Source organism: Acidocella sp. (genome assembly GCF_035535915.1).
Lineage (GTDB): Bacteria > Pseudomonadota > Alphaproteobacteria > Acetobacterales > Acetobacteraceae > Acidocella.
The window spans coordinates 84,548-109,151 of the sequence record NZ_DATLPB010000063.1 but is presented as its reverse complement, the minus strand read 5'-3'; the positions used below and the strand labels follow the sequence as shown (position 1 = coordinate 109,151).

Sequence of the window (24,604 nt, the reverse complement as noted above, 5' to 3'; positions counted from 1 at the left end):
CCACGCCAACAATACGCCCGGCTTGACCTAAGCGCCGCTTCATCTTGTTGTGCCTGCCGCATGCGCGACGTCTCGACAATTCCCCGTTTTCCCCGGCCTGCCGATCTGCCCGCCGCGGACCGTCTGCGTGAGGCTTTCACGCCCCTGGGCGCGGCGGAACGCCTCTTTGCCGAGAGCGAAGACGGGCGCGCGGTACTCGACTGCCTCGGTGGCAACGCCCCCTATCTGGCCGAGCTTGCCTGCCGCGAATCGGCCTGCCTGCTGGCGACCCTGCGCGACGGGCCGGAAAAAGCCTTTGCCGCGGCACTGGATGCCCTGCACGCGCTGCCGCTGACCGCCTCGCGGACCAGCATCGCCGCGGCACTGCGGCAAGCCAAACGCCGCGCCGCGCTCGCCATCGCCGTCGCCGATCTCGGCCATATCTGGCAACTGCCGCAGATCACCGGCGCGCTCTCGGAACTCGCGGAAACCACCCTCCGAGTCGCCCTTCGCCATCTTCTGCGTGAATTGCACGAATCCGGGCAGGTGGATTTGCCACAGCCCGACAACCCGGAGCACGGCGCCGGTTTCGTGGCGCTCGCCCTCGGTAAGCTCGGTGCCCGGGAATTGAACTATTCGTCTGATATCGACCTCGTGCTGCTCTATAACCCCGAGGCGTCCGTCTATCCACCCGACGCGCAGCCGATGATGGCCCGGCTCGCGCGCGATCTGGTGGCGCTGCTCTCGCAACGCGATGCCGACGGCTACGTGTTCCGCGTCGATCTGCGCCTCCGCCCGGACCCGGCGGCAACCCCCGCGGTGGTCTCGCTGCCGGCGGCGCTCAGCTATTACGAGAGCCAGGGCCGCACCTGGGAGCGCGCCGCCTTCTCCAAGGCCCGTCCCGTCGCGGGCGACATTGCCCTCGGCGAGGAATTCCTCGCCGCGATCCGCCCCTTCATCTGGCGGCGCCATCTCGATTTCGCGGCGGTCTCCGACATCCACGGCATGAAGCGGCAAATCGACGCAAGGCAGGCTGCAAACGGCCTGCTCGGGCACGACGTCAAACTCGGGCGCGGCGGCATCCGCGAAATCGAATTCATCGTGCAGACGCTCAGCCTGGTCTGGGGCGGACAGGATCCGGCCTTGCGCATCCCGGCGACGCTGCCGTCCCTCGCCGCGCTGGCGAAAAGCGGCCACATGCCGGCCGCCGAGGCCGCCGAACTGGACGCCGATTACCGCGAATTGCGGCGTGTCGAGCACCGGCTGCAAATGATCGCCGACCGCCAGACGCATGCCTTGCCCGGCAGCGAGGCGGCCTTGGACGCCTTCGCGGTCTTTCTCGACGCGCCGGATTTCCGCACCGAATTCGCGCAGCTTCAGGCGCGGGTGCACGGGCATTTTCGCGCCTTCTTCACGACCGGCCAGGACGCCCCGCCGGATGAGCGGATCGACCCCGGCACCGCCGGCCCGCCGCCCGTCGCCTTCGCCGAACATCTCACAAAACTTGGCTTCGCGGACACGCGGCATCTCGCCGAGCGGCTGCGCGCCTGGTCCAACGGGCAAGTGCCGGCGCTGCGCGCGCAGCGGGCGCGGAATCTGCTGGAGAGCCTGCTGCCGCCCCTCCTCGCCGCGCTCGGCGAACAGCCGGACCCGGACAAGACCTTCGCCCTGTTCGACACGCTGCTGAACCAGCAGCGTGCCGGCGTGCAATTGCTTTCGCTGTTCCAGCACAACCCGGCTTTGCTGCGCCGCCTCGCCGCCGTTCTCGGCGCCGCCCCGGCGCTGGCCGACCATCTGGCCAATGACGCGCAGGCGCTGGAAGCATTGCTCTCGCCGAACGACCGCTATGCCGCGCCGAAGCCGGTCCTGCGCCGGCTGCTGCAGGATGCCGTGGATCTCGAGCAGGCCGTGGCCGTGACCCGGCATTTCGTACGGCGGGAAGATTTCCACCTTTCGGTCGCGACGCTGGAAGGAAGGCTGAACGCCGACGATTCGGGGCGGCTGCGCAGCAACCTCGCCGCGGCGGCGCTGAGCCTGCTGCTGCCGCGGGTCGTCGCCCAGCACCAATTGCGTTACGGCCGGCTGAAACGTACCGCCTTCGGAATCGTCGCCCTCGGCAAGGCCGGCAGCGGCGAGATGCTAGCCGGTTCGGATCTCGATCTGATGTTCATCTACGACCCTGGCGAGTCCGCCACGCCGCCGACCCAATATTTCATGCGCCTCTCCAACGCCCTCACGGCGGCACTGACCGCTCAAGGCGTGGAAGGGCCGCTCTACCAGGTGGACATGCGGCTGCGCCCCTCCGGCAACAAGGGCCCCGTCGCGGTCTCCCTGGCCTCGTTCCAGCATTACAACGCCCACGAATCCTGGACTTGGGAGCGCCTGGCGCTGACCCGCGCCGCCGTGCTGGCGACCACCCCCGGCTTCGCCCCGGTACTGCGCGCCGCGATCGATACCGCACTCGCCCGCCCCGATTCCCCGGATAAAATTCTCCGCGACACGGTTTCCATGCGCGACCGGCTGATGGCGGAATTGCCGCCGCGCGGCCCCTTCGACCTGAAAACCCGGCCGGGCGGCATGATGGAACTGGCCTTCATCGCCGAAGCCCTGCAACTGGTCCACGGCCCGGCCAACCCGAAGCTCTTCCACGCCAACACCACCGCGGCGCTGCGCGCGCTGGGCGCCGCCGGGCATCTGCCCGAAGCGGATATGCGGGCGCTGGTGGCGGCGGACTTCCTGTGGCGCAGCGTCCAGGGCATCAACCGCATCACCGGCCTGAGCGACCGCGCCACGCAGCCTCCGCCGGCGATGGTGGCGCCGCTGCTGCGCGTCACCAACCTCCCCGACCTGCCTTCTCTCTTCGCCGCCATGGACCGCGTCGGGGCGGCGGTGCGCGACTGTTTCGAATGCCATATCAACCACGGAGTTTCTTCATGACCCTCGCCATCGGCGATATCGCGCCGGATTTCACCCTCCCCGCCTCGGGCGGCCGCACCGTCAGCCGTGATGCGCTGAAAGGCAAACCCTTCGTCCTGTATTTCTACCCGCGCGCCGACACGCCGGGCTGCACCCAGGAAGCCTGCGCCTTCGAAGAAGCCCTGCCGCAACTCGGCGCGACCGGCGTCACCGTGATCGGCGTGTCCAAGGACAAAATGAAGCCGATCGAAAAATTCGCGGAAAAATACAATCTCACCTTCCCGCTCGCGTCCGACCCGGAAACGAAGGTGATCGACGCCTACGGCGCCTGGGTCGAAAAATCGATGTACGGCAAAAAATACATGGGCATCGAACGCTCGACCGTGCTGGTCGACGCCGCAGGCAAAGTCGCGAAAATCTGGCCAAAGGTGAAAATCGCCGGCCATGCGGCGGAGGTGCAGCAGGCGGTGAATGAGCTGAAGTAAGAAAAGTAAGAAGCCGCTTTTTAAAAAAAGCGGCGCAAAAATTTTTATGATGCTGGGTCATGGGCGTTGTCGCCGGCACGGCCCATGGCCCAGCATAACAAAGTTTTTTTGCTACTTTTTGTTCACAAAAAGTAGTGCTTCCCTTCTTCCTTTCCTACCCCTGCGTTCGCGGGCAATAAAAACTGCTGCGGCCGCCTTGGGTGAAGCAGCGTATGCCCGCGCAGGCCGGCAGGCCGGGGCAACGCTCGCACGCTTCACCGGTGCGGCCATAGACTTTCCAGGCGTGCTGAAAATAACCGAGCTCGCCGTTCGGCTGCACATAGTCGCGCAACGAGGAACCGCCGGCGGCGATCGCCTCGGTCAGCGTCTCGCGGATCGCCGGCACCAGCCGCTCCGCGCGGGCGGCGCCCACCGCCCCGGCCAGGCGGCGCGGGCTGATGCGGGCGCGAAACAGCGCCTCGCTTGCATAGATATTGCCGATGCCGGCAACGATTTTCTGGTCCAACAGCGCGGCCTTGATCGACACGCTCTTGCCCTGCAGCGCCGCCAACAGCACGGGGGCGGAAAATTCGTTGCCGAGCGGCTCCGGCCCCATGCCGGCGATCAGCCTGTGCTGCTCCTCATCCGCGGTGGCGATGACATCCAGCGCGCCGAAGCGGCGTGGATCGACCAGGCCGACGCGCCTGCCATCCACCGTCTCGATGGTCAGATGCTCGTGGAGAGCGGCCGCGGCGTCGCCATTGAGTAGAATGCGGCCGGACATGCCGAGATGGATCAGCACCGACATGCCGCGGTCGAGCCGCAGGAACATATATTTGCCGCGGCGGCGAAAGCCGCTCACCGTAGCGCCGGTCAGCAGTTCCGGCAGCTCCTTGGGCACCGGAAAGCGCAGGTCCGGCCTGTGCAATGTGGCGCGCGCGATCACCCGTCCGGTCAGATACCCGTCCAGGCCGCGCATGACTGTCTCAACCTCGGGGAGTTCCGGCATGGCAAAACAAGGCTATAGTGGGTTCATGGCAAGCGACAACTCCCCCCAGACAGCAGATTTCGGTTTCCAGACCGTCGAACGATCCCAGAAACGCCTGATGGTGCGGGAAGTGTTCGATTCCGTCGCCGGCAAATACGACGTGATGAACGATTTGATGTCGCTTGGCGTGCACCGCCTGTGGAAGCATGATTTCGTCCAGGCGCTCGACCCCCGCCCGACCCGCAGCCTGCTCGACCTCGCCGGCGGCACCGGCGACATCACCTTCGGCTGGCTGAAAAAAGGCGGCGGCCCGGCTCTGCTCACCGACATCAACGCCGCGATGCTCGGCGTCGGCCGCGACCGCGCCACCCAGCGCGGGCTGCTCGCCGATATCAATTTCGTGGTCACGGACGCCGAGGCCATTCCCCTGCCCGACCGCTCGGTGGACCGCGTCTCCATGGCGTTCGGCCTGCGCAACTGCACGAACAAAGACCGCGTGCTGGCGGAAGCGCGGCGGGTGCTCAAACCGGGCGGAAAATTCTTCTGCCTGGAATTTTCGCGCCTGCAGATTTCCGCGTTCGAAAAACTCTACGAAGCCTGGTCGTTCAAGGCGCTGCCGCGCATGGGCTCGATGGTGGCGGGCGATGCCGCCAGCTACCAATATCTGGCCGAGAGCATCCGCATGTTCCCCGACCAGGAAACGCTGAAGAGCATGATGGAGACCGCCGGCCTCGAGCGCGTGAGCTACCGCAATCTCTCGGGCGGGATCGCGGCGATCCATCAGGGCTGGCGCTTGTGACACGCCGCATCCTGCTGATCGTCTCCGGTGGGATCGCGGCTTACAAATCGCTGGAGCTGGTACGGCTGCTCACGAAAGCGGATTACGGCGTCACCGCCGTGCTCACGCGCGCCGGCGCGGAGTTCGTCACGCCGCTTTCCCTGCAGGCACTGACCGGCGCCAAAGTGTATGAAGATTTGTTCTCGCTCACCGATGAGAGCGAGATGGGCCATATCGAATTGTCGCGCGCGGCGGATCTCGTCGTGGTGGCCCCGGCAAGCGCGGACATTCTGGCGAAAATGGCGGCGGGGCTGGCCAATGATCTCGCCACCACCTTGCTGCTCGCCACCGACAAGCGCGTGCTGGTGGCGCCGGCGATGAATGTGCGGATGTGGCAGCACGCGGCCACGCAAGCCAACATGAAGCTTCTGGCCGCGCGCGGCGTGCTCGTGGTGCCGCCGGAGGAAGGGCCGATGGCGTGCGGCGAGTTCGGCCCCGGCCGCCTTGCCGAACCGCCGGTTATTTTCGCCGCCATCGAAAGCGCATTGGGGCAGGCTGGCCCGCTCGCCGGGAGGCACGCCATCGTCACCTCCGGGCCAACGCATGAGCCGATCGACCCGGTGCGCTACATCGCCAATCGCAGCTCCGGCAAACAGGGCCATGCCATCGCCTCATCGCTCGCCGCGCTCGGCGCGCGGGTCACGCTGGTGAGCGGCCCGGTCAATTTGCCCGACCCGCCCGCCGTGACCACCGTGCATGTCGAGACGGCGGCGGAAATGCTGGCTTCGGTGGAAGCCGCCCTGCCGGCGGACATCGCCGTGTGCGCCGCGGCGGTCGGCGATTGGCGGGTGGAGGCGGCCGCGCAAAAATTGAAAAAAGGCGCGCAGGCCCCGACCCTGCATTTAAGCGAAAACCCCGACATTCTGGCCCGGCTTTCCGCTCCGGGCCCGCAACGGCCGCGCCTGGTCGTCGGCTTCGCCGCAGAGACGGAAAATCTCGAGGCCTACGCAAAGGCGAAGCGGGCCCGCAAACAATGCGACTGGATCGTCGCCAACAATGTCGGCGGCACCGGCATCATGGGCGGCGAGAGCAATGAAATCCTGCTCGTCACCGAGGCCGGGGCGGAAGCATGGCAATTGATGGACAAACGCGCCGTCGCCGACAAACTCGCGCAAAAAATAGCACAGGTTTTTTCATGACTGATTACGAGATCAAGATCCGCCGCCTGCCCCACGGCCAGGGGCTCGAATTGCCCGCCTACGCCACTGCGGGCGCTGCGGGCATGGATTTGCTGGCGGCCGTCGACGCGCCGATCACGCTGCCGCCCGGCGGCCGCGCGCTAATCCCCACCGGCTTCGCCATGGCCCTGCCCGAAGGGTTCGAACTGCAAATCCGCCCGCGCTCGGGCCTGGCGCTGAAGCATGGCATCGTGCTGCCGAACGCCCCCGGCACGATCGACGAGGATTACCGCGGCGAGGTGCAGGTGATCATGATGAATACCGGCGCCGAGGCCTTCACCGTGACACGCGGCATGCGCATCGCCCAGGCCGTCCTGGCGCCGGTATGGCGTGCGGCCTGGATCGAGGTCGAAGATCTCGACAACACCGCGCGCGGCGCCGGCGGGTTCGGCAGCACAGGACATTAGAGGAAAGCGGCCGCTTTTTAAGAAAGCAGGTTACGGCGGTAAGCACACCTATGTGTATTCTTTGGTTACGATTGCGCCGCTGGCGGCCGCTGTATGATTCCAGCGCAGTACATCAAACCGCATTCGCGCATCGACGTCATCGAGCTCTGCCAGGTCGCCTGGTTGGGGTACTGGACTGACCAGCGGTCTTTGAACGCCTCTGCGGGTTTAACGAAACGCGCCAACACTTTAGCGCGCTCGACCAGGATAGAGGCCAGCACGTCCAGTTAAAGGACCTGCTCGCCGCTCTCCGGCAGGCCCTTTCGCTGGTGCAGCCGCGACACGGCAAGCGTGTCGCAAATCGTTATTAGCGATTCCTATGGGGTGCCAGCGTGCGTCCCCTCTTTACTCTCGTTGATGCCGCAGGCTCTTCTGAGAAATCCGTTCTGCCAATCTGCTCACTCCAGTAGGCCCCTCTTTCCGGGGACGGACTGTCTTCTCGCCTCGCAAACGTTAGCTCGGCGTCTTCGACACTCCCGATGCTTTCCGTTCTCGGAGCCTCACCGCGGGCCCATCTCAGCCATTCCTCATGCAGTTCCTCCGGGCGCACGGGAGAAGAATTACGAGTGTTCGCCCACACCATTAGGCGGGAGCCTGCTCGACCGTTGGACAGGGGATTGCTTTCCACGTATGTCGTTTTCAACGGCTCATTCCGCCCGATTACGACTTCAAATTGTTCCGGTTTCGTTGCCTCCTGCCTAAGATCAGCCGCCCCTGTTGTTTTCATGGCCACAGCAACGTCACCGCCAAAACTTGTCAACAATCCCGTGGCGGCTTGCGGACTCGTTGTGGCGCTCGTGTAGCCTGGGTAGCGCGATTGTCCGCCCAGACGCCAGCGGTTTTCTGCGTCTTTCGGGGAGAATGAGGACAAATTCGCGGTTCCTCCACGGTACCCTTGGTTTTTATAAGCTATCTTACCGTCATATCTAGGAAGTTTCGATAAAGCGTTATCTAAGGCAGTTGCGTCATACGTGCCTCTCTCAATCTCGGTATTTATCCTTCGTCCATCAATTTCCCATTCTTTGAGAATGTTCCTGTCGTTGTCATTCAGACTGGCAAAACCAGGACCCCGACCTCTCGCTTCAGCCTGCATTGTGGGACCAGTTCCGTAAGTGTCGAGTCTTATGACTTCGGGTTCTTCTGAGCCTCTGCGTCCCATAACAGCCTGCAGGCAACTTTGGATAATTCCCATGAATTCGACCCGATTTCACAAAGAGTGGTTATAACAACTAGCCTATGGAGCGGATTTAGATCGGCTTATTTTAGCAGAGTTGCTCCGATTTTTTACATGGTAGATAATACATGTCTCCAAATTTCAAAATGATTACAGCGAACTCCAGACCAGGAGAACTGATGGGGGGGGCGCCCCGAACATCATGTCCGCACATCCGGAGCAAGTTGCCCTGGCGATTGAAATCCGTCGATCATCGAGGCGTTGATAACCGCGATCATGCTCTAACGCCATCCTGTGCGGCTCGACCGCCGAGCAAAGAACTAAAGCCAATTAGGAGAGAATGGCCAGAGCCGCTTAACGGGCAGATGGACTTAGATTCGACCTCACGATGTATATGAAGCATAGATCCAATTAGAATTATGAATTTGCAGTGTTAGACCGTGCCCCCATGTAGGGACTACTGAATAGGAAAAGCATGAACTCTTTTGAAAAATTCCTTACCCTCTCCACTGCCGACCATCTAAAATTTTCGGCGCCCCTCGCAAGTGATGCTATACCGTTACGAAATCAATATTAACTCGCACGTGATTTAAGAAGCGAGGCCAGGCCACCGGCCATTCTCACGTCATAGCCTCGAGTCTGCTTCGGCAGATCACTTTTTCTATTTGCAAAACGCCTCGATACAATCGAGCCATGAAAAATATTGGTCGATACGGACAAATCACTGCGCTGACCTGCCTCTTCCTGGTTGGAGGATGGGGACTCGTCATGTGGCCAGAACATGGCCAACCGAAACTGCCGACAGAAACACTCACAATCGTCAATACAAAGGGCAAGCGGAGCCTTTTCACCGTGGAACTGGCAATCACGCCCAAGGAACAGATGGCGGGATTAATGTACCGGCGCTTCCTGGCACCGGATGCGGGGATGTTGTTCGTTTTTGCGAAGCCAAAAATCGTCGATTTCTGGATGAAAAACACGGTGCTGCCACTGGACATGGTTTTCATCCGCAAGGATGGCGTCGTGGATTCGATCGCCAGAAATGCGGTGCCATACAGCCTGACAAATATCTTCAGCGCCGATCCCGTGATTGCCACGTTGGAAGTGCCGGCCGGTACCGCGGCGCGCTTGGATTTGCAGCCCGCCGATCGGATTGTCGCCAGCCAATTTTCTGCCGATTGCAGCAGACTCTCTCTAAAAGATCCAAGGAAACCCTTGCAGAATCACTTAACCTCGCAGCGCGGCGTTCAACTCAGACCTGTTTGATCCGCAGCCGCCCAGCGTCCCTATGCGATGCTGGAACGTCGATAAAGGCGAGACGGTAGCGGATGTGCTGGCCACCGATGATCCTTGCCTTGCCCACAGGTTATGGTCTGATGAAATCCCCAAGAAATGGAACTTTATGCGGCTAAGACCGGGACTATCCCGGTCTTAGCCGCGGTGACCTGTTCGATTGGAACAAACTTCAAGGCACGCGCCTCAGAACCCCGCCATTCGATCGTCCCCGGCGCGTTGTACCGGCAGGGCGAAGCGGTACCCAATTCCACGCTCGGTTTCAATCATCCGAGGTGTTCCAGGATGTTTCAGCTTCCGTCTCAGGCGCAACACCTGAACATCGATGCTGCGATCGAAGACGTCTTCGTGAACGCGAGTCTTCTGAAGGAGTTGCTCACGCGTCAACGGCTTTTCCGGGGTGGCAAGAAACCCTGTCAGGAGTGCATATTCACCTTTGGTCAGCATGACCTCCTTGCCTTGTGGATTGAGAAGGCGCCGTTTCACCAAATTCAGCGTCCAGCCACCAAACGACAATATGTTTTTCCGGGACCCGTTAGTATTACGAGTTTCTTTCCCCTGGCGCCGGAGCACTGCGCGTATCCGCGCAACCAGCTCACCGACCACAAACGGTCCACAAAGATAATCGTCGGCCCCTGACTCCAGGCCCAGAATGCGATCAATTGCATCGCACCCCCTGGTGACGAGAATGACGACTGGAAGATCCGTCACCGCTCTTACACTGCGCAGCAGTTCCAGACCATGCTTTGCGGTGAGATCAAGCACAATGAGATCCCGTGTATCCGAATTCACGCGCGCGTAATGTATTGTCTCATTCTGGGTCGCGCGGAATACGACGTCGATCTGGTGCTCCGCGAAAGAGGTCCCGAGGGTTTTTCGCAGCACGGCGTCTTCCGTGATCATCAAGATGCGAGGCCGGGGCCCAACTGCCCCCGTGCGAGCGCTCTGGCCGCAGCCTTGACCTGGCTCGCTGTTTGCCAAGGTGCTCTCCACAAAAGGCATACCGCTATCGGTCAAGGAAGTTCTACAAATTTCATCGAGACTAGTGGTCATAAGGGATTGTTCTTCCACGGCACCCACTCCGGTTGATATGTCTCAGTTGCTGTTTGGATCCGCGAGGTTGCCTGACGCAGCGACAGAAATTCTACGAGCAGACGCAGCGCTTCCTCTCGGCTCTGGTATACAAGGCCCTCCTGTTCTAGCGGCAACATTGCGCTCCGCGGCACCGTCGGGATGTCGGGAGCGTAAGCCAGGCTACCGTTCGGTTGGCGCACGCCTTACGTTGCCGCCGCGCTACGCTTTCTCCATCTTCTGACGCAAGCATATTGAGATGTTCATGGATGAACGTCCGATTGCATGCGCGCTCCTTAGCCGTCTCACTCGTCCGCTGTGAGATCGTCGCTAGCGTCAATGTTTCTTTTGTGTAATTCGCCAACGCGTCCATCGCGCCCGGCGTCGACATCAACCGCGCCGAGTTTGGTGCCATTGGTGAATCCTCCAGCGCCAGGAAAAGAATTACGGCACTGCTCAATGAAAATTTAGCCATCAACAAGCGTCGTTCCATGTCGGATCCCATCGTTTGAGCGGCGGCCTGGCAAAGCCACGGCGCTCGTGTTTCAATGCATAGTGAACGGACGAGCGCGGTCCGTTATTCGATCGCCGAAAATTTTTTGTCGTTCCATTCTAACGCCCCGGTATGGATCACTTCTGGATTTTTTGTCGCTGCTTGACTGCGGAAGGCTCTTCCCGATACGAGACACGACGGCTCCCGATACGAGACATGACGGCGCGCCCGGTTATCCGTCTTTTCGTCGTGCCGGCCGGTTGGAGTTTGTCTTTGACGATAGATCAGATGCAGCTCTTTCCCGCTCCGTCCCTCCCGTCGTTCTGTGCCATCGCCGGTGCTGCACTGCGGATCGGCAGCAAGCCGCTGCACGTCACGGCGTTCGCCGAAGCTGCCCCTTTCCTCGTCATGCACCTGCCGAGCATCGCCGATGGTTGACGATGCGGTCGCCACGACCGCCGTGGAGGAGATCCGCGGCAATCTGGCGAGCCATCTCGGCCGGCTGTGGCGCTATGGCTTCGTCCTGTCCCAGCAGCGCGATACCGCCGAGGATCTTGTCCAGGCGACCTGCCTGCGGGCGCTCGAACGCGCCGGGCAGTTTGCCCCCGGCACGCGGCTCGACCGCTGGCTGTTCTCCATCCTGCACGCGATTTGGATCGACGAGGTCAGGGCACGCAAAGTGCGGACGGGACAGGGTCAGGTCGATGCCGGTTCCGTGGTGCTGATTGACGGTGGCGCACAAACTGAGACGCGCGTGTTGGCCAACCAGGTGCTGCGCCAAGTCAATGCTCTGCCCGAGGAACAGCGAACGACCGTTTTCCTTGCATATGTCGAGGGCCTGTCCTACCGCGAGGTGGCGGAGGTTTTGCAGATTCCGATCGGCACGGTTATGAGCCGGCTTGCCAATGCCCGCGCCAAGCTGGCGGAGAGCGCCGATATGGGGATGAATGCCCAGAAGCGTTTCAGACCAGCGGGCTGATCCGGCGATGGGCCGGACGATGGAATAGAAAGGAGGAGTTGATGGCTACGCTGTCGGACGCCATGTCCTCCGATGCCGCTCTGGTCGCATTCCTTGACGGCGAATTATCGCGCGGGGATTGCCGGAGGGTCGAGGCGATGCTCGCGGAGAACCCGGTCCTCGCCGCCCGGCTTAAATTTTTGACACACGGCAAGATGCCATTCCGCGACGCCTTCGACGGGCTTCTGGACGAGGCCCCGATGAGCCGACTGACGGCTTTCATCCCGGAACGCGGCCAAACGGCCCAGACCGCCCTGCCCCCCCCAAGCCCGCCTCAGAGGCACTGGGAGCAAGGCAGGCGCTATGCCCTGGGCGTTCTCACCGCGGCGGCGGCTTGCATGGTGCTCGGTGTGCTCGGTGACCGCGGCTACCTGGCGTGGCAAGCCGGTGCGCAGCGCTCGGATGCCGACAAATGGCGGGCCTCGGTCGCGAACTACATGCGACTCTATAGCCCGGCGACTTTCGAGCAACCGATGGCGAACGCCCAATCGAGGATGGCGCAGCTCGAGCATGTCTCCTCGGCATTGGGTCTCGCGCTGACGCCCGTGACGATCGCGATGCCCGGCATCCCCTTCCAGCGTGCGGAGTTGCTCCGCTATCAGGGCATGCCGCTGGTCCAACTCGACTATCTCGATCCCGAATACGGCCCCGTCGCGCTGTGCCTGTTGCGCGGCAGGTTCGGTGCAGCGCCTCTGAAAACCGAACGGCGGCTCGGGATGAATATCGCGTACTGGTCGACGCCGCTCTTCTCCTTCCTCGTCATCGGTCGTAATCCCGTGTCGCAATTACGCGCGATCTCCCAACGACTCCATGTGGCGATCGGCGCTTAGCAGCGCTATACGCGAGAGGGGCGCGCGCAACCGCGACTGCAAACTGGCGTTTTTTCGTTTGTCGGTTTTCGGATTACGGCTTGGCTGGAAATGGGATTCGGGATTTTTGCAAGATCGGAGGCCAGCAGGGACGGCACGAGCCTATGCGCCTGATCTGCAGGAACGGCGTGCGTGCGGCGTCGGTATTATCGCGAATAATTCACCCGGCCTATTGGTCCATCAGATCCGTGTCGTCTATACCCGCAGGATCACGAAAATAATCGACCTCCCTAACACCGCGCCCGGTGCGGGCTGCTTGCACGTAAGCCCGTATGGCTTCTCTTACGTCCTCGGCATTTCGTATGCCTGTGATTCTGCCTCGTCTGCTCGAAATTTGTGTGGATAAAAGAGAGATATTACCTATACCCCACAGCCTCTCGAAAAATGATGCGCTATAAAACACGTCTTTTATTCGATACAGTTCAATCTCATCGATGCGCCTGGAAAGAACGCCCACCCGTATTTTTATGCGTTGATTCGTTAAAGTGAAGTGTTTTGAATTTGGCCACCACACCATGAATATACCCGAGATGAATCTAAAGGGCCCTGTTAGATAATAACGATTTGAGAACGTGAAGTTCAAAATCTCTTTTTCATTGAACAAATTCTGAGACACATCAATTCCCCTTGATCAAGTTGTTCAGACCGTTGGGTTAGAACACGTTAAACGCTTCATTGGCTGGCTCCCGGGTCCTTGGCCCACTGCGCATGCCGACGATGACCTCGATGAAGCGGCTCTGAAACAGTCTGGATGTTGGGCATGACTGGTATTCCCGGTCTCGGATAAAAGCAAAATCACATTGAATTTTTATGCACCGTTGCTCTATCGCCCTGAGTAGAAAAGGGGTCGGTGATGGCAGATACAGAAACGCAGATCGTCGTGCCAGCGACGAATGCTTCTTCAGAAACCCGAGCCGGCATGCAAGCCAGTGCCGCTACGGGCGGCGACGCCGGAGAGAGGGCCGAAGGGAGAAATGATCATGTCTCCGCTAAAACTCCAGTCTTAAGTCGAAGGATAGCGTCCTATGCTTGGACGGTTCTGGATGGTACCGCCGCCGTCTGTTCGACGACCACGCCTTGGCTGATGGCCAATCCAAAGGCGCAGCGGGTGGTAGCTGCCAGCAGCGGTGTGGCGTGGGCCGTTGGCGGCGGGGTTCAGGAAATTGCCAACGTGCCGCGCCGCACCTATGCCTCCTTTTCCAATGGGTTCGGTACGCTGGCAGGTATTCTGAGCGCGGCGGCATCACTGGTAAGTCAAAACGCCATCGTCATTGACGGCGCCGGTGTCATTGGCGACACCATTATCGTTGGCTACGCATCCGCCGGCGCCTGGGGCGTAAACGGCGCTGTGACCCTCGGACGTGCTTTTCTCGAGAGCGGAGAAACGCCCGTTTCGCGTGCGCTGACCGGCCTAAATGGCGCAGCTAATCTTACGGCGGCCATCCTATCGGCGACCTCCGTTCACGCCACCTCTGTCAATAACAATGTCGGGGCAACCTCTCTTGCAACGGCTTCCGGCGTGGTCTGGTTCGCTGGCTCGGTGGCTGGTCTCGTGGCCGCCTGGACGCAGAGCGGAGAGCAGGAGGTCGTCCATACACCCCGGCGCACGGACGAGGAGAATGAACGAGGAACCTTATCGCCGCCGCCCACGCCCCCCGCACGCGGCGCATACTGGCGTGCCGTTGGAGAGGCGGCATCCATCATCCGACCGCCGAATGACGCGCCTACTGCTGACAGATTGCCGGAGACACAACAGCCGGTGGCGGGAGAAGAAAACCCCATGAGAGGTCCCGAACTTCGCAGCCGGCCTCGCTCACGGGGGCTCTGACTGAGCGACCTGTACCGCCTGCGCTGGTGCGTCATGAGTCTGCGATGAGCGTTGCGATCGACTCGCCTCGACGTCGCGCATCGGCCGCGAGCCAGACTTCCCCGACTTCGTAGGTTGCACCGCCGCTCTGGAACGGCACGATGACATCGATCGCCGCGGACAACATCTGTACCAGGACTTTGTCTTCCATGCTCGCCCCCTGTGGGCTTCCCTTCACCAGCGTGACCAGCTTCTTGAATGCCTGGACAGGATCCGCACCGTGAATTGTCGAGATCGATCCGGGATGTCCGGAGACCACTTCGTTGAGATAGGTCCAGGCGGCATCGTCGCGCATTTCACCGAGCAGCACGCGGTCAGGTCGCATGCGAAGGCTCGCTTGCAGCAGGCTCTCCGGTGTGACTCCGCCCAAGCCAATGCCATTCTTGGAATAAAGAAGGCGCACATGGTTTGCATGGGGAACGACCAGCTCCAGGGTATCCTCAATGGTGACGAGCCGTTCCTCACGCGGGATGGCATCAATCAGAGTCTTGCTCATCGTCGTCTTGCCGGAACCAGTCGCGCCGCAAAGAAGAATGGTCATGCGGTTGCGCACACACGCGGCGAGAAATGCTTCGAGATCCCCTTCTTCGTAGAGGGCAAGAACCTCGTCCTCCCGGCTCTTACGGCTTTCCTGCCGGTTCTGCCACTGATTCCAGCGTCCGGTCACGTAACGCCCGTTTACCCCGGCGATTGCAGAAACCTGGGTACCAGGGCGCCTGATCGTGAGACTTACCGTTCCGCTCGGCACTGCCGGGGGCAGACAGATCTGCAACCGTTCGCCATTCGGAAGTTCGGTGGAACAGAGCGGACTTTGCGGCCCTACGTCCTGCCGACGAAGCGCACCCGCCAGGATGGCGATGTCCTCCAGCGTATCGTAATCGAATTCAATCTCGTGACGCGAAAACCTCCCCCTTTGACGAACAAAAACCTCTCCCGGGCCGTTGACCGCGATCTCCTCCGTTTCGGGATCCTCAAGCCAGCGGATGATCGGATTGAGAAGAAAGACGAGTTGAGCCGACGCCTCGCTTGTCATGTGCCGCTCCTTTAATTACCTGCCTGCAGGCTATAGACATCCGAGAAATCCAGATCTCTCGCGACAAAGATTGCCACATTGTCTCCCTGATTCTTCTCGAGCGTGGGTGGAATATTGATTGAATTCTGAAGGCTCGTATCCGACAGCTGATCTGCATTCGCGCCAAAGCTGTTAATCGCTACCCCTGTGCTGTTCCCCGAATTGGCCGCAAGTGCCGTTCCGGTCTGCAGCGCCCCCTGAATAACGCTCAGCATGATGGCGCTGCCGAAGCGCTGCCAGAAATGCGTGTCCACGCCGCCAGGTACGCCTGACCGTCCAAGTTCATCCGTGCCCGGAGAGGCGAGTGTGATGACCACATGCTTGGGGGTTTCCGCGCGGTCCCACAGGATGAAAACGCGGTTCTCCCCCTGCAACATGCCTCTCTGGATTTCACCCACGACTGTCGTGCCCCGATCAAGCAGCACGACGTTACCGGTCGTGCCCCGCACATCGTCCGACAGGACACATTTTACGTAGCCAGGAAGCTCGGTATTGATGGCCGTCTGCAACGTGCAGGGAATAATGGTCCCCTGTGTGATCGTCATATCCGGATGCGGTAACAGTTCGGCTTTGGCCGCCTGTACCGCGCCCGGTTGCAACCTTGCGGTAAGCGCATTTTCGGCACTCGGGCTGGCGACGTTGGGTCCGGGACCGTCGGCAAGTCGCGGCGCCGCCGCCGGTTGGGGCATGCCTTGGGGCTGCCCTGTCGTCTCCACCCCCGCCGCAAACGCGAATATGGGGCTACTCGCCCCCGGGACCGGGGCGGATGACGCGGCTTTGGGCATTGGCAGGGACATAGGAGCGGACGCTGCCGGCTCGGAAATGGGCGGCGCCTTGAATGCAAAACCCATTTGCGGCAATGGGGCGGCAGGGGTTTGCTCTGCCGGCTTCCCGCGCGTGTTGGTTCCGAGCCAGATGAAAGCCATGAAGACCACCAACACGACACCCGCTGTCGCGAGCTTGTAGGCGGATTTGATCTGCTTTCCTTTGGGGCCGCCGACCGGTGACCAGGCATTGTCCAGTGCCGGCTCGTCATCCCGTCTGTCATCGCCGCTCATTGTGGAGAGTCCCTCACGACACGCTCAACGTCCGGGCTGATCGTTCCCGTATCCGGATTGTTGCCGATCGGGTTATAGGCCTGGTTCCAGATGCAGAGGACCGTGTTCCCGTCCCGCAGCCGCCAGCCGCGGGCAACGCTGCCAACGATAACCATATCTCCCTTCACCGCATAATTGGCGGTTGCCTCCTTACCGTCGGGATTCAGCATGAAAATCGCCGGGATCCGCATATTGCCGGGAAACCGAAAGACGGTTGAATAGCCGTTATCAAAAACTTCGAGCGGCTGAAGACTGCGGTCGCCCTGGGCTACGTAATGCCAGTTTCTGGTACCGATGAACGGATCGGCCAGCGCCGCACGCGCGCGCTCAATCCTCTCTTCTGTTAGAAGGCGCTCCCGCTCGCGTCGCCACGCTGCCGCGTTCGCGATCGCTTTCTGCTTTTGTTGGGCAGCAATATCCGCCGGATAGGTGAATTGAACGCTGTAGTAAATATCGGGATTGTCCGCTGTCATTGTCGTGGCAACGAAGGTCGAAACGTCAAAAACGTAACGCCTCGTCCCATGGCTCCCAGAGGTCAGAACAACAACCGGTTGAGGAGACAATGCCGCGCGCGATTTGAAAAAAAGATAGTTTCCCCTTGGCATCGCGGCGAGATCCTTACTGTCGGTTACGGCAACCGCCGTCACCGTTTCATCAGATGCGAAGGTGACGACGAGCGTGGCACCGACGGCGGTGGAGAGTCGTACAACCTGATTAGCATCATAAGGAACATAGCGCATGCGTGGGTCCTGCGGACCTGGCACGGGGGTTTCCTCTGCCCAGGCAGGAACGTAGAAACAAAGCGCGACAAAAGCGGCGGCAACGCTGCGTCTCATCACGGCGTATCTTCCGCGGTCTCGTAATCCGTGACGAGAACACCGCCGGGATTGGTCAGTCGTGTCCTCGCCGGCTGGTCGTAGATAGTCGTGTAATGGATTGTCGCCGTCCAAGTCGTAATCACTGGCTGCTCGTAGTCGAAAGCGACGATGCGTTGATAGCGGATCTGCTGCACACCCGGCGCGATATTTGCGCTTGATATATGCGTCACGATCACGGATCCGCGCTTACCCACCGTGACCTGGGGGGAGGTCGGATTAGGATAGTTAAAATAGGCCTGGTAGGCCCTCTCCACGGGAGGTGCACTGTAACTTGACACGACATCATAGGCATAGCGCGCTGTATCGTAGCTGTAGCCTTCGCGCAGGCGGACATATTCCCAAAGCGATGCGTCGATCACCGCTTCGTTTTGCGTTGGCGGCAAGCGCGACATGCTGACGGAGCTGTCGATTGTTCCATCCGGCCGTACCCAGAGATAGACGGGCTCGATGCGAATGAGCGGAAGCATGGCCGCGATGGCCCAGGCCTGTGCGAGATTGCCGAGCAAGGTAACCGCGGCGATTGCCCCCAAGATCTTGGAGGTGCGTCGTGTCGAGCGTGCCCGCGCCGCCTGGAACGACTTCACCTCCTTGTAGTGATCAGCGAGATTGGCTCGATCGATCGGAACCGCATTGTCAACGCTCGACATTATTGTCCTCCCTGCGGCTTAACCAAGTCCGCGGGCGTGGACCGCCAGTGTCCCGTATTCAGTGCGAAAATCGACCCTTTGCATGTGGACAGCGGTTCTTTGCTGCCGCATGCGGCGAGAGAGAGAAAGACCAGGAATATCATCAGTCGCATCATCGCTTCAGCCCGCGGTTGTACGTGTGGACGGCGGATTATGGCCCTGGGGCCGGGGGAGTGGTAACGACGGGTTGCCGGCTCCGGCCCCCATTTTGCCCCAGAGCCTGCGCTGCACAAGCTGTGCCGCATAACTGCCGGCGCTATCTGCCGCGCCGCTTGTGATGATGGCTGCTATCGTCGGCAAAGCGACGATGAGCGCGTCTCCCGTGAGGAGAAACATGTCCATCTCGTCTAGCCCGATCACCCGCGCGGGGTTTGGGCCCAACAGAAGTATGGCGGCCGACGCTGCCAAGCAGAAAACAGCCTCGACACCGACCACCACTGTCGCGACAATGCTGAGGAGAAGAAGCAGCAAGCCGTAATAGGCGAGTTGCCAGACCCATCTGACCGTCATATTTCTGGTCGCATCGAAGAGGTACCCAATAAGCATCAACGGGCCGATTGTCACCAGCGTCTCCGTCATGATGTTCACAATGTCGTAGATTCCGAAGACAGTCCAAAGCGTACCCAGGAACACCACGTGAGCGCCCTCGTAAGCCAACGTGGCCTCGAAGTTATTCGGATCGATGCGTTCAGCAACTTCCTGAAAGAGGTTTTCCCCGATCAGAAAGATTCCATCGAGCTGTGCGGGAACCGCCACGCCCGATACCGATGAGGAAATTGGATCAACAATCACCTCGGATACCAAGCCCGGTATCGTCTGCTCAAAAAAGCCCTCGACGTAGCTATCGTACAGTGATTGGCTGGTGACGAGTCCCGAGACAATCGCCACCATGATAATTTTGGTGAGCCCCCGCCGCGCATCCAAATCGCCCCGCATAACGAGAATGCCCTGGATGATGATCCATAGCGTGACGCAAGCAAGAAGCGGTGCGGCGACCAGGCCCTCGACAGACTGCAGCGCATCGCTCATTGAAGCGCTAAAGACCTGATTGAAAACAGTGTCCGTGACGGTGAAAGGTGCCGTCAGCTGAAACGCCGCGGTTGCCATTAGTTGTTGTTCTCTTCAGATGGAGATCGCATCATCCGAAACGCTTCGTTTATTGTGTAGGAATTGCCGCGGCAAGGAGAGCGGACGTCTCCTTATGGCCCTCTGTTTCGTTCTCCGCTTCTTGCGCTTCGTTTATCTGGTTCTGAGACTCCGCCAAAACCACCATTGCGTCCAGCTCTCCGTCCTCGCGCGCGGTCTCGCCGTCCTGCTGGGCCTCATCCGCTACCACACCAAGCAAGGCCTCTTCGTTGGGCGCCGCGTCGATAGCCGTCACGTCGGTGGTGTCCTGCTCCGTCGCTTGCGCCGCAAAGTCGTCCAGGGCGTTAAGTGCCGCGCCGTCGAGGTTTGTGGCGACCGCGAGTTTGTTCTGCTCGCCGCTATCGCCCGTGGTGGCATTTTCGGTTGCTTCGGCCGTATTGGCTGAATAGAGCTCCTCCGCATTGCCGGCCGTCGGCGTTGGCGTGACGAGTTGGGACTGCAGGCTCGCAGTCGTTGCAACCGGATCCGGATCGGGCATAGAGAGAGCGTCTGCCTCCTTTGACGTTATAACCTCGAGCTCTTCCGTTTCCTTGGCTGCCGTTATCGCATCCGACGCCGCATCGGCCACCTCGGCCGGATCCGCCGTCGGATCTGTCACCACCAACTGCGCATCAGCTTTTCCACAGAAAACTGAACTGGTTGCGAGTCCGAGCAGGACCATTGGATAAAACCATCGCATAGCAAATGTCCTTTTCAATCGCTTGCTTCTTGGAGGTCTTGTACAAATAGTCGCCACCAATCTGTCTGGTTTTCGCGTACGCCACTTTGCGGAGCTAAATTATGAGATCGTCCGGAAATGCTATCATACTTAGGAAAGAGACTGAGGTTACTTTCGACCTTCGCGACGGCATCACGCATCCCACGCCCATGCATCCTGTGTAAACCGGCCTTAAGTTACAGCTGTAGCGGAACGACAAATTGTTGATTACCATTGTAGCGCGCGTGTCTATGTGTGCGTTAGAGCGCACAGCCTCATCGATGTCCCATTTTGTCGCCATGGCGAGGCGCACGCCGCCCGATAAATTTTGTCTGACCTGGCAAGGCAGGATCACAATCATCCATGAAAATACGAAAATTCTTCCGCCCTGGATCGGCATTGAAGCCACTCGTCAACATCCGTTATGTCATAGGAAATTCATCCTGCAGTTCGGAATCGACACTAGGGTAATAACTTCGCCGGTTTACGTTTGTTGTTGTCCAGCACGGAGTATTTCCATACCGGCAAAGCCCGTCTGCAGCGGGGTGTCCTTGGAGGAGCGGTTGCAGTGGACACATGAACATGTCATCCGGCCGACCGGTCGGCCGGATCGTACAGCCGGCAGACCCATCGTCTAACATGAAAGAATAACATATGTCGGAAAGCCAATCACAGAAGATCGAAGACATTCCGAATCAGCAGATCCAAGACGTCGAGAGGCAGGACGTCCTCGCCATGCCTCAACACGCCGCCGCTCCGCGGGATGGGACTGCCACCCCGCGGGATGAGCCTGAGGAATTTCCCGGATACGAGGCGGCAATGGCCGGCTATCGAGAGGATTACGATAACTTCATACAGCAAGGACGACAGCCGGCCACGACGCTCCTCTCGCTTTTGGACGAAAACGTGGCGTTTTTCCGGGATCTCAAGCAGTTTGATACGCCCGAGACACTTGCGGCTCTGCGCGAAAATGGTGCGCTCAACGTCGCTTCGAGCCGCCTCTCCGCGCTCCGCGGCAGTTTAGATCACAATGACATCCCGCAGGAGATCCGCGAAAGATACTCAAAGTCGATTAAAGCAACCGAGCGGCAGCTCCAACGGCTTAAAGAGAACGTCAGCCCGTGGCGGCGTGTGCTGAGTACAGCGGCAGCGACCGTTGTCCCGTACGGGTTGTCATTTGCCTCCGCTGCCGTGGAGAATGACAGACTCTATTTGATGCGAATTACTTCCAACTATGCTCGGTCGACAACCAAGTTGCTTGGGCAGATGATGAATCCAACCAGCGACACGGAGCTTTTTTCCAAACTCTTTGAGGACCGGCTTCTTTCATTCGTCGTCCCGGCCGCCTTCGCATTGCCCCCGGCCGTGGCAGGCAAGATTTCCGAACCGCACAGCAGAGCTGTTACAACACTCGCATCGCTGCAGACGAGTGTCCCCTATAACACGGTGGCGGGTTTGGTAGATGCCGGAACTCTTTTTGGCGTAAGTTACGCCAAAGCCGCCTTAAACGCATTCCAGGATCGCCGATCGATCCCCGGCATTCCTGAGGCCCGTGCGCGGGATGTGGCCGAAAAGCTTTTAGACGTACGGAAAAGTATTGAAGACATCCGCATTATCGCCAAACCGAAGAAAAACAACGATCAGCTCGACAGCCACATCACGGAGCTGCAAAATGCGTCAGACAAGCTTGATGGATTGTGGAAACATCTTGAAGGAACGACCGCCGCGAATTTGCGACCGCCGACCGGAACGGCAGCGGAGCAGAGCGGAAGTGCCTACGTAGCCAAGGCCGCATTATTGGCCGGGTCAGTCGGCATCGCCGTAGTAAATAATTACCTTGCCTCCTCTTCGAAGCTCGCACTGACCAATTATGTGCCTTACAGCGTTTGGCAAACCGTGAAATTGGCTGCCGATCTGCGAAATCCAAACGTCTCTGTCCAGGGAATGTCCAACCGGTTCGGCAGTCTCGCCTCCGGGACAGCGGTGGCCCTCATCCCCACCGCGCTGGCTCGTTATCTGCCCGACTATCTCGAGAACAACACGAAGTTTGGCGCCACCACCGCAGCACTTGCACTCGGCAATTTGTTCCTTGCCGATATGGTTGGAAAAGGCATCCAGATGGGCGCGAGCGCGTTGGCCAACCGAGCCGTGGAGTCTTTGCAACGCAGCACGACGAGAAACACCGGCGCGGTGGCATCGGCCACCCCGGTTTCGGTCGATGCGGACTCAACAAACCATCTGGGTGAGCCTCCTACCTCGATACCATTAGCGAGCTCCATATCGCACGCGCCCGTTGCAGCTGAAATGCCCTCAACATCGTCATTACCGTCAGAAACGGCGGTCCGCGGAAACAATGCAGCCCTACATCCTGAAGGGGTGCCATCTTCCGTGCCCGCAGGGCCGCCATCGATGCCCGAACATACCGTTCCGGTTCAATCCCCGTCATCGAGCGCGGCCGCTCCGTCGGCCGCCGGGCCGGAAGGAGGATCGCGCTCTTTTTGGCGCGAAGTCGCTGATGGCGCCCCTTCAGCCGTTCTCGCCCCCAAAGAGTCGCGCGAGTCACTGCAAGAGGTGAAATCGGCAGAAAAAGGCGGCTCATCCTATTGGGGAGAGGCCCGCAACAGCAACCCTTCAGCCGCTCTTCCCTCCAGAGACTCCACGGATTCTCTGCAAACGAAGAGAAGTGCGAAGTCGTCGCGCAAGGTGCTAGCGACTGGCTGAACAATATTCGAAGGCCGGGCGCACGCCATCCCGCACCAGTGGGAAAACATCGAACACCGAACTTTCCAGGCAAGACGCCCGCGCCACACCCAATTGCCCCTTAGGCTTTCAACCCGATAGATGAGCCAAAATCGCCGCTACATCAGGCAGTCAATATTCTCAAACCAATCAACGACGGACACTCGAAGGTCAGATCTTTGTTGATGGCAACGCTCATCAGCGTGCCACTCGTCGTGGACCTGCAACGCCGATTGCGCGGTGGTCCTGAGCGGGACCGGCGGCAGGGGCGCCAGCATCGCTCACGCCTTCACGCCAATATTCGGACGATGTTCCCCTAGGGCGCTGGCTCGGCGTGGGTGAATACGAAGGGAGAAACTCTTCGTGTTCAGCGAGAGGCTCACCAGAGCCGTTCATGCGTCGTCCCCGTGCCAATGCGTACTCGGTGTTAGCCTCACGATTAACGCTTACGTGTTCACGTCTCCAATATCTAGCCTCTCTGGCCCATTGTTCCTGAGGTCTTCCCACTGGTTGATACTTGTATGTCCGAGCCTGGTATGCCGCCTCCTCGTTTTTAGGAACAAAGTTTTTGGTTTTTTGGTCATATCTATAAGCGGTATCAGTCAATTGATTTTTGACGATCTTGTCCTTCAGCAAGTCCCAAATTATAAGCCCTTCCGCCGATTGGCTCTTCGCCGAGTATTTCTCTTGAACTTTATTGTGCCTCAGAAGCACTTCGCCCATGACGTAGGCATTTCTTGTGTCCTTCGTCTCTCGAAGAGCCGCTTTCATCGCTCTTTCAGTCGGCGACAGGCCACCGGAAAGCACTCGTTTAAAAACACTCTTCCGGTGGTATTCTTGGCTATATACCTCGCGCGTTTTATTAAACGCTGCCTGCAGCGTGTAATAAATCGCCTTATCGCTGTGGTAAACATTTTTCGCGGTTTCAAGGATTATCTTGCGGTCCTCCGGATTTCCTGCATCCAAGTTTCTGAACACCTGGGAAATGCTGGTATGGTAATCCTGTTCCGCCTCGAGACGGATTACGTACCGCTCATGATGCAATTCCCAGGCCTGGTTGAACGCGTGGGCCCTCTCCGCCCGCTGACGCTCCTCTTCAGCAGCTTCCGCCATGTTTTTCCGGGTTCTTTCTTCCAGGCTTTGTCGTGCTACCCAGTAATTTTCCCGGCGCACCTGATGGGCATCCCCTGGCAGAGGTCCCCACCGCCTCGCGTTAAAAATCTCTGACTCCGGCGCCTCCGGACCAGACCGGTGCTCTGACTCCAAGCGTTCACGCAATGCGTTCACTCCTCAATTGTCGGCCCCACAATTTAGGAGAAGCGTTTTCCATGACAAGGCGAAGCTCGGAAAGATTGCGGTTTTGAGGTGCCTTACGGCGCCGCTGCGTCGGGTTGATCTGTGCCGGGCTGCCTTTGCGGCACATCTTGGGCTGCCAAATTTTGAAGCAGGCCGTTACACCACTATCCGTCCGCGCGAATGCAGAAACCCGTCGTTTACCATCCTGACGGTCGAACTTAGGAGCGGCATCAACGGCAAAGTTGGACGTTATTTTCGCACAGAGGAGGCCCTCCAGAGGGCTCTGGCAAAAATTCCGAAATATCCCACACATGCGCTACAACGGTAATCAATGGTCACCCGCTCCGCTACACCTGTAACTTAACGTCACTTTACATGGAATGCGTGGACGTGGGACAT

At 59.7% G+C, this 24,604-nt stretch carries 22 protein-coding genes; 11 read left to right on the top strand and 11 right to left on the bottom strand.

The annotated features are described in order from the left end of the window. Positions 1–60: 60 nt before the first annotated feature. Both VNC39_RS07515 and bcp read left to right on the top strand, forming a co-directional pair. On the top strand, positions 61–2,916 hold the full coding sequence (locus tag VNC39_RS07515) for a bifunctional [glutamine synthetase] adenylyltransferase/[glutamine synthetase]-adenylyl-L-tyrosine phosphorylase (protein WP_325397739.1): 2,856 nt from the start codon (positions 61–63) through the stop codon (positions 2,914–2,916). Then, positions 2,913–3,380, top strand: a complete 468-nt coding sequence (gene bcp / locus VNC39_RS07510; protein ID WP_325397737.1) for a thioredoxin-dependent thiol peroxidase — start codon at positions 2,913–2,915, stop codon at positions 3,378–3,380. Before VNC39_RS07515 ends, bcp begins: the two co-directional genes overlap by 4 nt. A gap of 154 nt (positions 3,381–3,534) precedes the next feature. On the opposite strand, the gene mutM is transcribed toward bcp, so the two are convergent. Continuing rightward, positions 3,535–4,368 (bottom strand): bifunctional DNA-formamidopyrimidine glycosylase/DNA-(apurinic or apyrimidinic site) lyase, encoded by an 834-nt coding sequence (gene mutM / locus VNC39_RS07505; protein WP_325397735.1) that lies wholly within the window; start codon positions 4,366–4,368, stop codon positions 3,535–3,537. Between mutM and VNC39_RS07500 the strand changes: the two genes are divergently transcribed. The 4 genes from VNC39_RS07500 to VNC39_RS07485 all read left to right on the top strand — a co-directional run bounded on the left by VNC39_RS07500 (position 4,367) and on the right by VNC39_RS07485 (position 9,249). Then, on the top strand, positions 4,367–5,146 hold the full coding sequence (locus VNC39_RS07500; protein WP_325397733.1) for a class I SAM-dependent methyltransferase: 780 nt from the start codon (positions 4,367–4,369) through the stop codon (positions 5,144–5,146). The genes mutM and VNC39_RS07500 overlap by 2 nt on opposite strands. Then, positions 5,143–6,324, top strand: coding sequence for a bifunctional phosphopantothenoylcysteine decarboxylase/phosphopantothenate--cysteine ligase CoaBC (coaBC, locus tag VNC39_RS07495; protein ID WP_325397731.1), 1,182 nt, complete (start codon positions 5,143–5,145; stop codon positions 6,322–6,324). The genes VNC39_RS07500 and coaBC overlap by 4 nt, the downstream gene beginning before the upstream one ends. Next, positions 6,321–6,770 carry a dUTP diphosphatase gene (gene dut, locus VNC39_RS07490; RefSeq protein ID WP_325397729.1) on the top strand — a complete coding sequence of 150 codons (450 nt, stop codon included), beginning with the start codon at positions 6,321–6,323 and terminating at the stop codon, positions 6,768–6,770. Before coaBC ends, dut begins: the two co-directional genes overlap by 4 nt. A 1,906-nt stretch (positions 6,771–8,676) precedes the next feature. Then, entirely contained in the window at positions 8,677–9,249 is a 573-nt protein-coding gene (locus VNC39_RS07485; protein WP_325397727.1) for a DUF192 domain-containing protein, read from the top strand. Between the two features lie 213 nt (positions 9,250–9,462). On the opposite strand, the gene VNC39_RS07480 is transcribed toward VNC39_RS07485, so the two are convergent. Further along, positions 9,463–10,179, bottom strand: coding sequence for a response regulator transcription factor (locus VNC39_RS07480; protein ID WP_325397866.1), 717 nt, complete (start codon positions 10,177–10,179; stop codon positions 9,463–9,465). Between the two features lie 934 nt (positions 10,180–11,113). Between VNC39_RS07480 and VNC39_RS07475 the strand changes: the two genes are divergently transcribed. The 3 genes from VNC39_RS07475 to VNC39_RS07465 are packed head-to-tail and all read left to right on the top strand — an operon-like array spanning position 11,114 to position 12,688. Further along, the gene (locus tag VNC39_RS07475) at positions 11,114–11,278 is read left to right on the top strand and encodes a hypothetical protein (RefSeq protein ID WP_325397725.1); all 165 of its coding nucleotides are present in this window, start codon (positions 11,114–11,116) and stop codon (positions 11,276–11,278) included. Beyond that, positions 11,271–11,819, top strand: a complete 549-nt coding sequence (locus VNC39_RS07470) for an RNA polymerase sigma factor (RefSeq protein ID WP_325397723.1) — start codon at positions 11,271–11,273, stop codon at positions 11,817–11,819. Before VNC39_RS07475 ends, VNC39_RS07470 begins: the two co-directional genes overlap by 8 nt. Positions 11,820–11,860: 41 nt before the next feature. After that, positions 11,861–12,688, top strand: a complete 828-nt coding sequence (locus tag VNC39_RS07465) for an anti-sigma factor family protein (protein ID WP_325397721.1) — start codon at positions 11,861–11,863, stop codon at positions 12,686–12,688. A gap of 208 nt (positions 12,689–12,896) precedes the next feature. On the opposite strand, the gene VNC39_RS17435 is transcribed toward VNC39_RS07465, so the two are convergent. After that, entirely contained in the window at positions 12,897–13,244 is a 348-nt protein-coding gene (locus tag VNC39_RS17435) for a PH domain-containing protein (protein ID WP_408840371.1), read from the bottom strand. A gap of 336 nt (positions 13,245–13,580) precedes the next feature. Between VNC39_RS17435 and VNC39_RS07460 the strand changes: the two genes are divergently transcribed. Beyond that, complete coding sequence (locus tag VNC39_RS07460; RefSeq protein WP_325397719.1) at positions 13,581–14,555, top strand: hypothetical protein; 975 nt, start codon at positions 13,581–13,583, stop codon at positions 14,553–14,555. Positions 14,556–14,586: 31 nt separating this feature from the next. On the opposite strand, the gene virB11 is transcribed toward VNC39_RS07460, so the two are convergent. From virB11 to VNC39_RS07430, 7 genes are read right to left on the bottom strand one after another with little or no spacing between them, the layout of a single operon-like run. Continuing rightward, entirely contained in the window at positions 14,587–15,627 is a 1,041-nt protein-coding gene (gene virB11 / locus VNC39_RS07455) for a P-type DNA transfer ATPase VirB11 (RefSeq protein WP_325397717.1), read from the bottom strand. Positions 15,628–15,638: 11 nt separating this feature from the next. Continuing rightward, complete coding sequence (gene virB10 / locus VNC39_RS07450) at positions 15,639–16,724, bottom strand: type IV secretion system protein VirB10 (RefSeq protein ID WP_325397715.1); 1,086 nt, start codon at positions 16,722–16,724, stop codon at positions 15,639–15,641. After that, complete coding sequence (locus tag VNC39_RS07445) at positions 16,721–17,599, bottom strand: TrbG/VirB9 family P-type conjugative transfer protein (RefSeq protein WP_325397713.1); 879 nt, start codon at positions 17,597–17,599, stop codon at positions 16,721–16,723. Before VNC39_RS07445 ends, virB10 begins: the two co-directional genes overlap by 4 nt. Further along, positions 17,599–18,288 carry a type IV secretion system protein VirB8 gene (locus VNC39_RS07440; protein WP_325397711.1) on the bottom strand — a complete coding sequence of 230 codons (690 nt, stop codon included), beginning with the start codon at positions 18,286–18,288 and terminating at the stop codon, positions 17,599–17,601. The genes VNC39_RS07445 and VNC39_RS07440 overlap by 1 nt, the downstream gene beginning before the upstream one ends. Then, positions 18,288–18,431, bottom strand: coding sequence for a type IV secretion system lipoprotein VirB7 (locus tag VNC39_RS17430; RefSeq protein ID WP_408840350.1), 144 nt, complete (start codon positions 18,429–18,431; stop codon positions 18,288–18,290). The genes VNC39_RS07440 and VNC39_RS17430 overlap by 1 nt, the downstream gene beginning before the upstream one ends. Before the next feature lie 16 nt (positions 18,432–18,447). Next, positions 18,448–19,434, bottom strand: a complete 987-nt coding sequence (locus tag VNC39_RS07435) for a type IV secretion system protein (protein WP_325397709.1) — start codon at positions 19,432–19,434, stop codon at positions 18,448–18,450. Between the two features lie 49 nt (positions 19,435–19,483). Next, entirely contained in the window at positions 19,484–20,152 is a 669-nt protein-coding gene (locus VNC39_RS07430; protein ID WP_325397707.1) for a hypothetical protein, read from the bottom strand. Positions 20,153–20,824: 672 nt separating this feature from the next. Here VNC39_RS07430 and VNC39_RS07425 point away from each other — a divergent pair. Beyond that, on the top strand, positions 20,825–22,891 hold the full coding sequence (locus tag VNC39_RS07425; RefSeq protein ID WP_325397705.1) for a hypothetical protein: 2,067 nt from the start codon (positions 20,825–20,827) through the stop codon (positions 22,889–22,891). 216 nt (positions 22,892–23,107) lie between these two features. Here VNC39_RS07425 and VNC39_RS07420 read toward each other — a convergent pair whose 3' ends face one another. Further along, positions 23,108–24,187 carry a hypothetical protein gene (locus VNC39_RS07420; protein ID WP_325397703.1) on the bottom strand — a complete coding sequence of 360 codons (1,080 nt, stop codon included), beginning with the start codon at positions 24,185–24,187 and terminating at the stop codon, positions 23,108–23,110. Between the last annotated feature and the right edge of the window lie 417 nt (positions 24,188–24,604).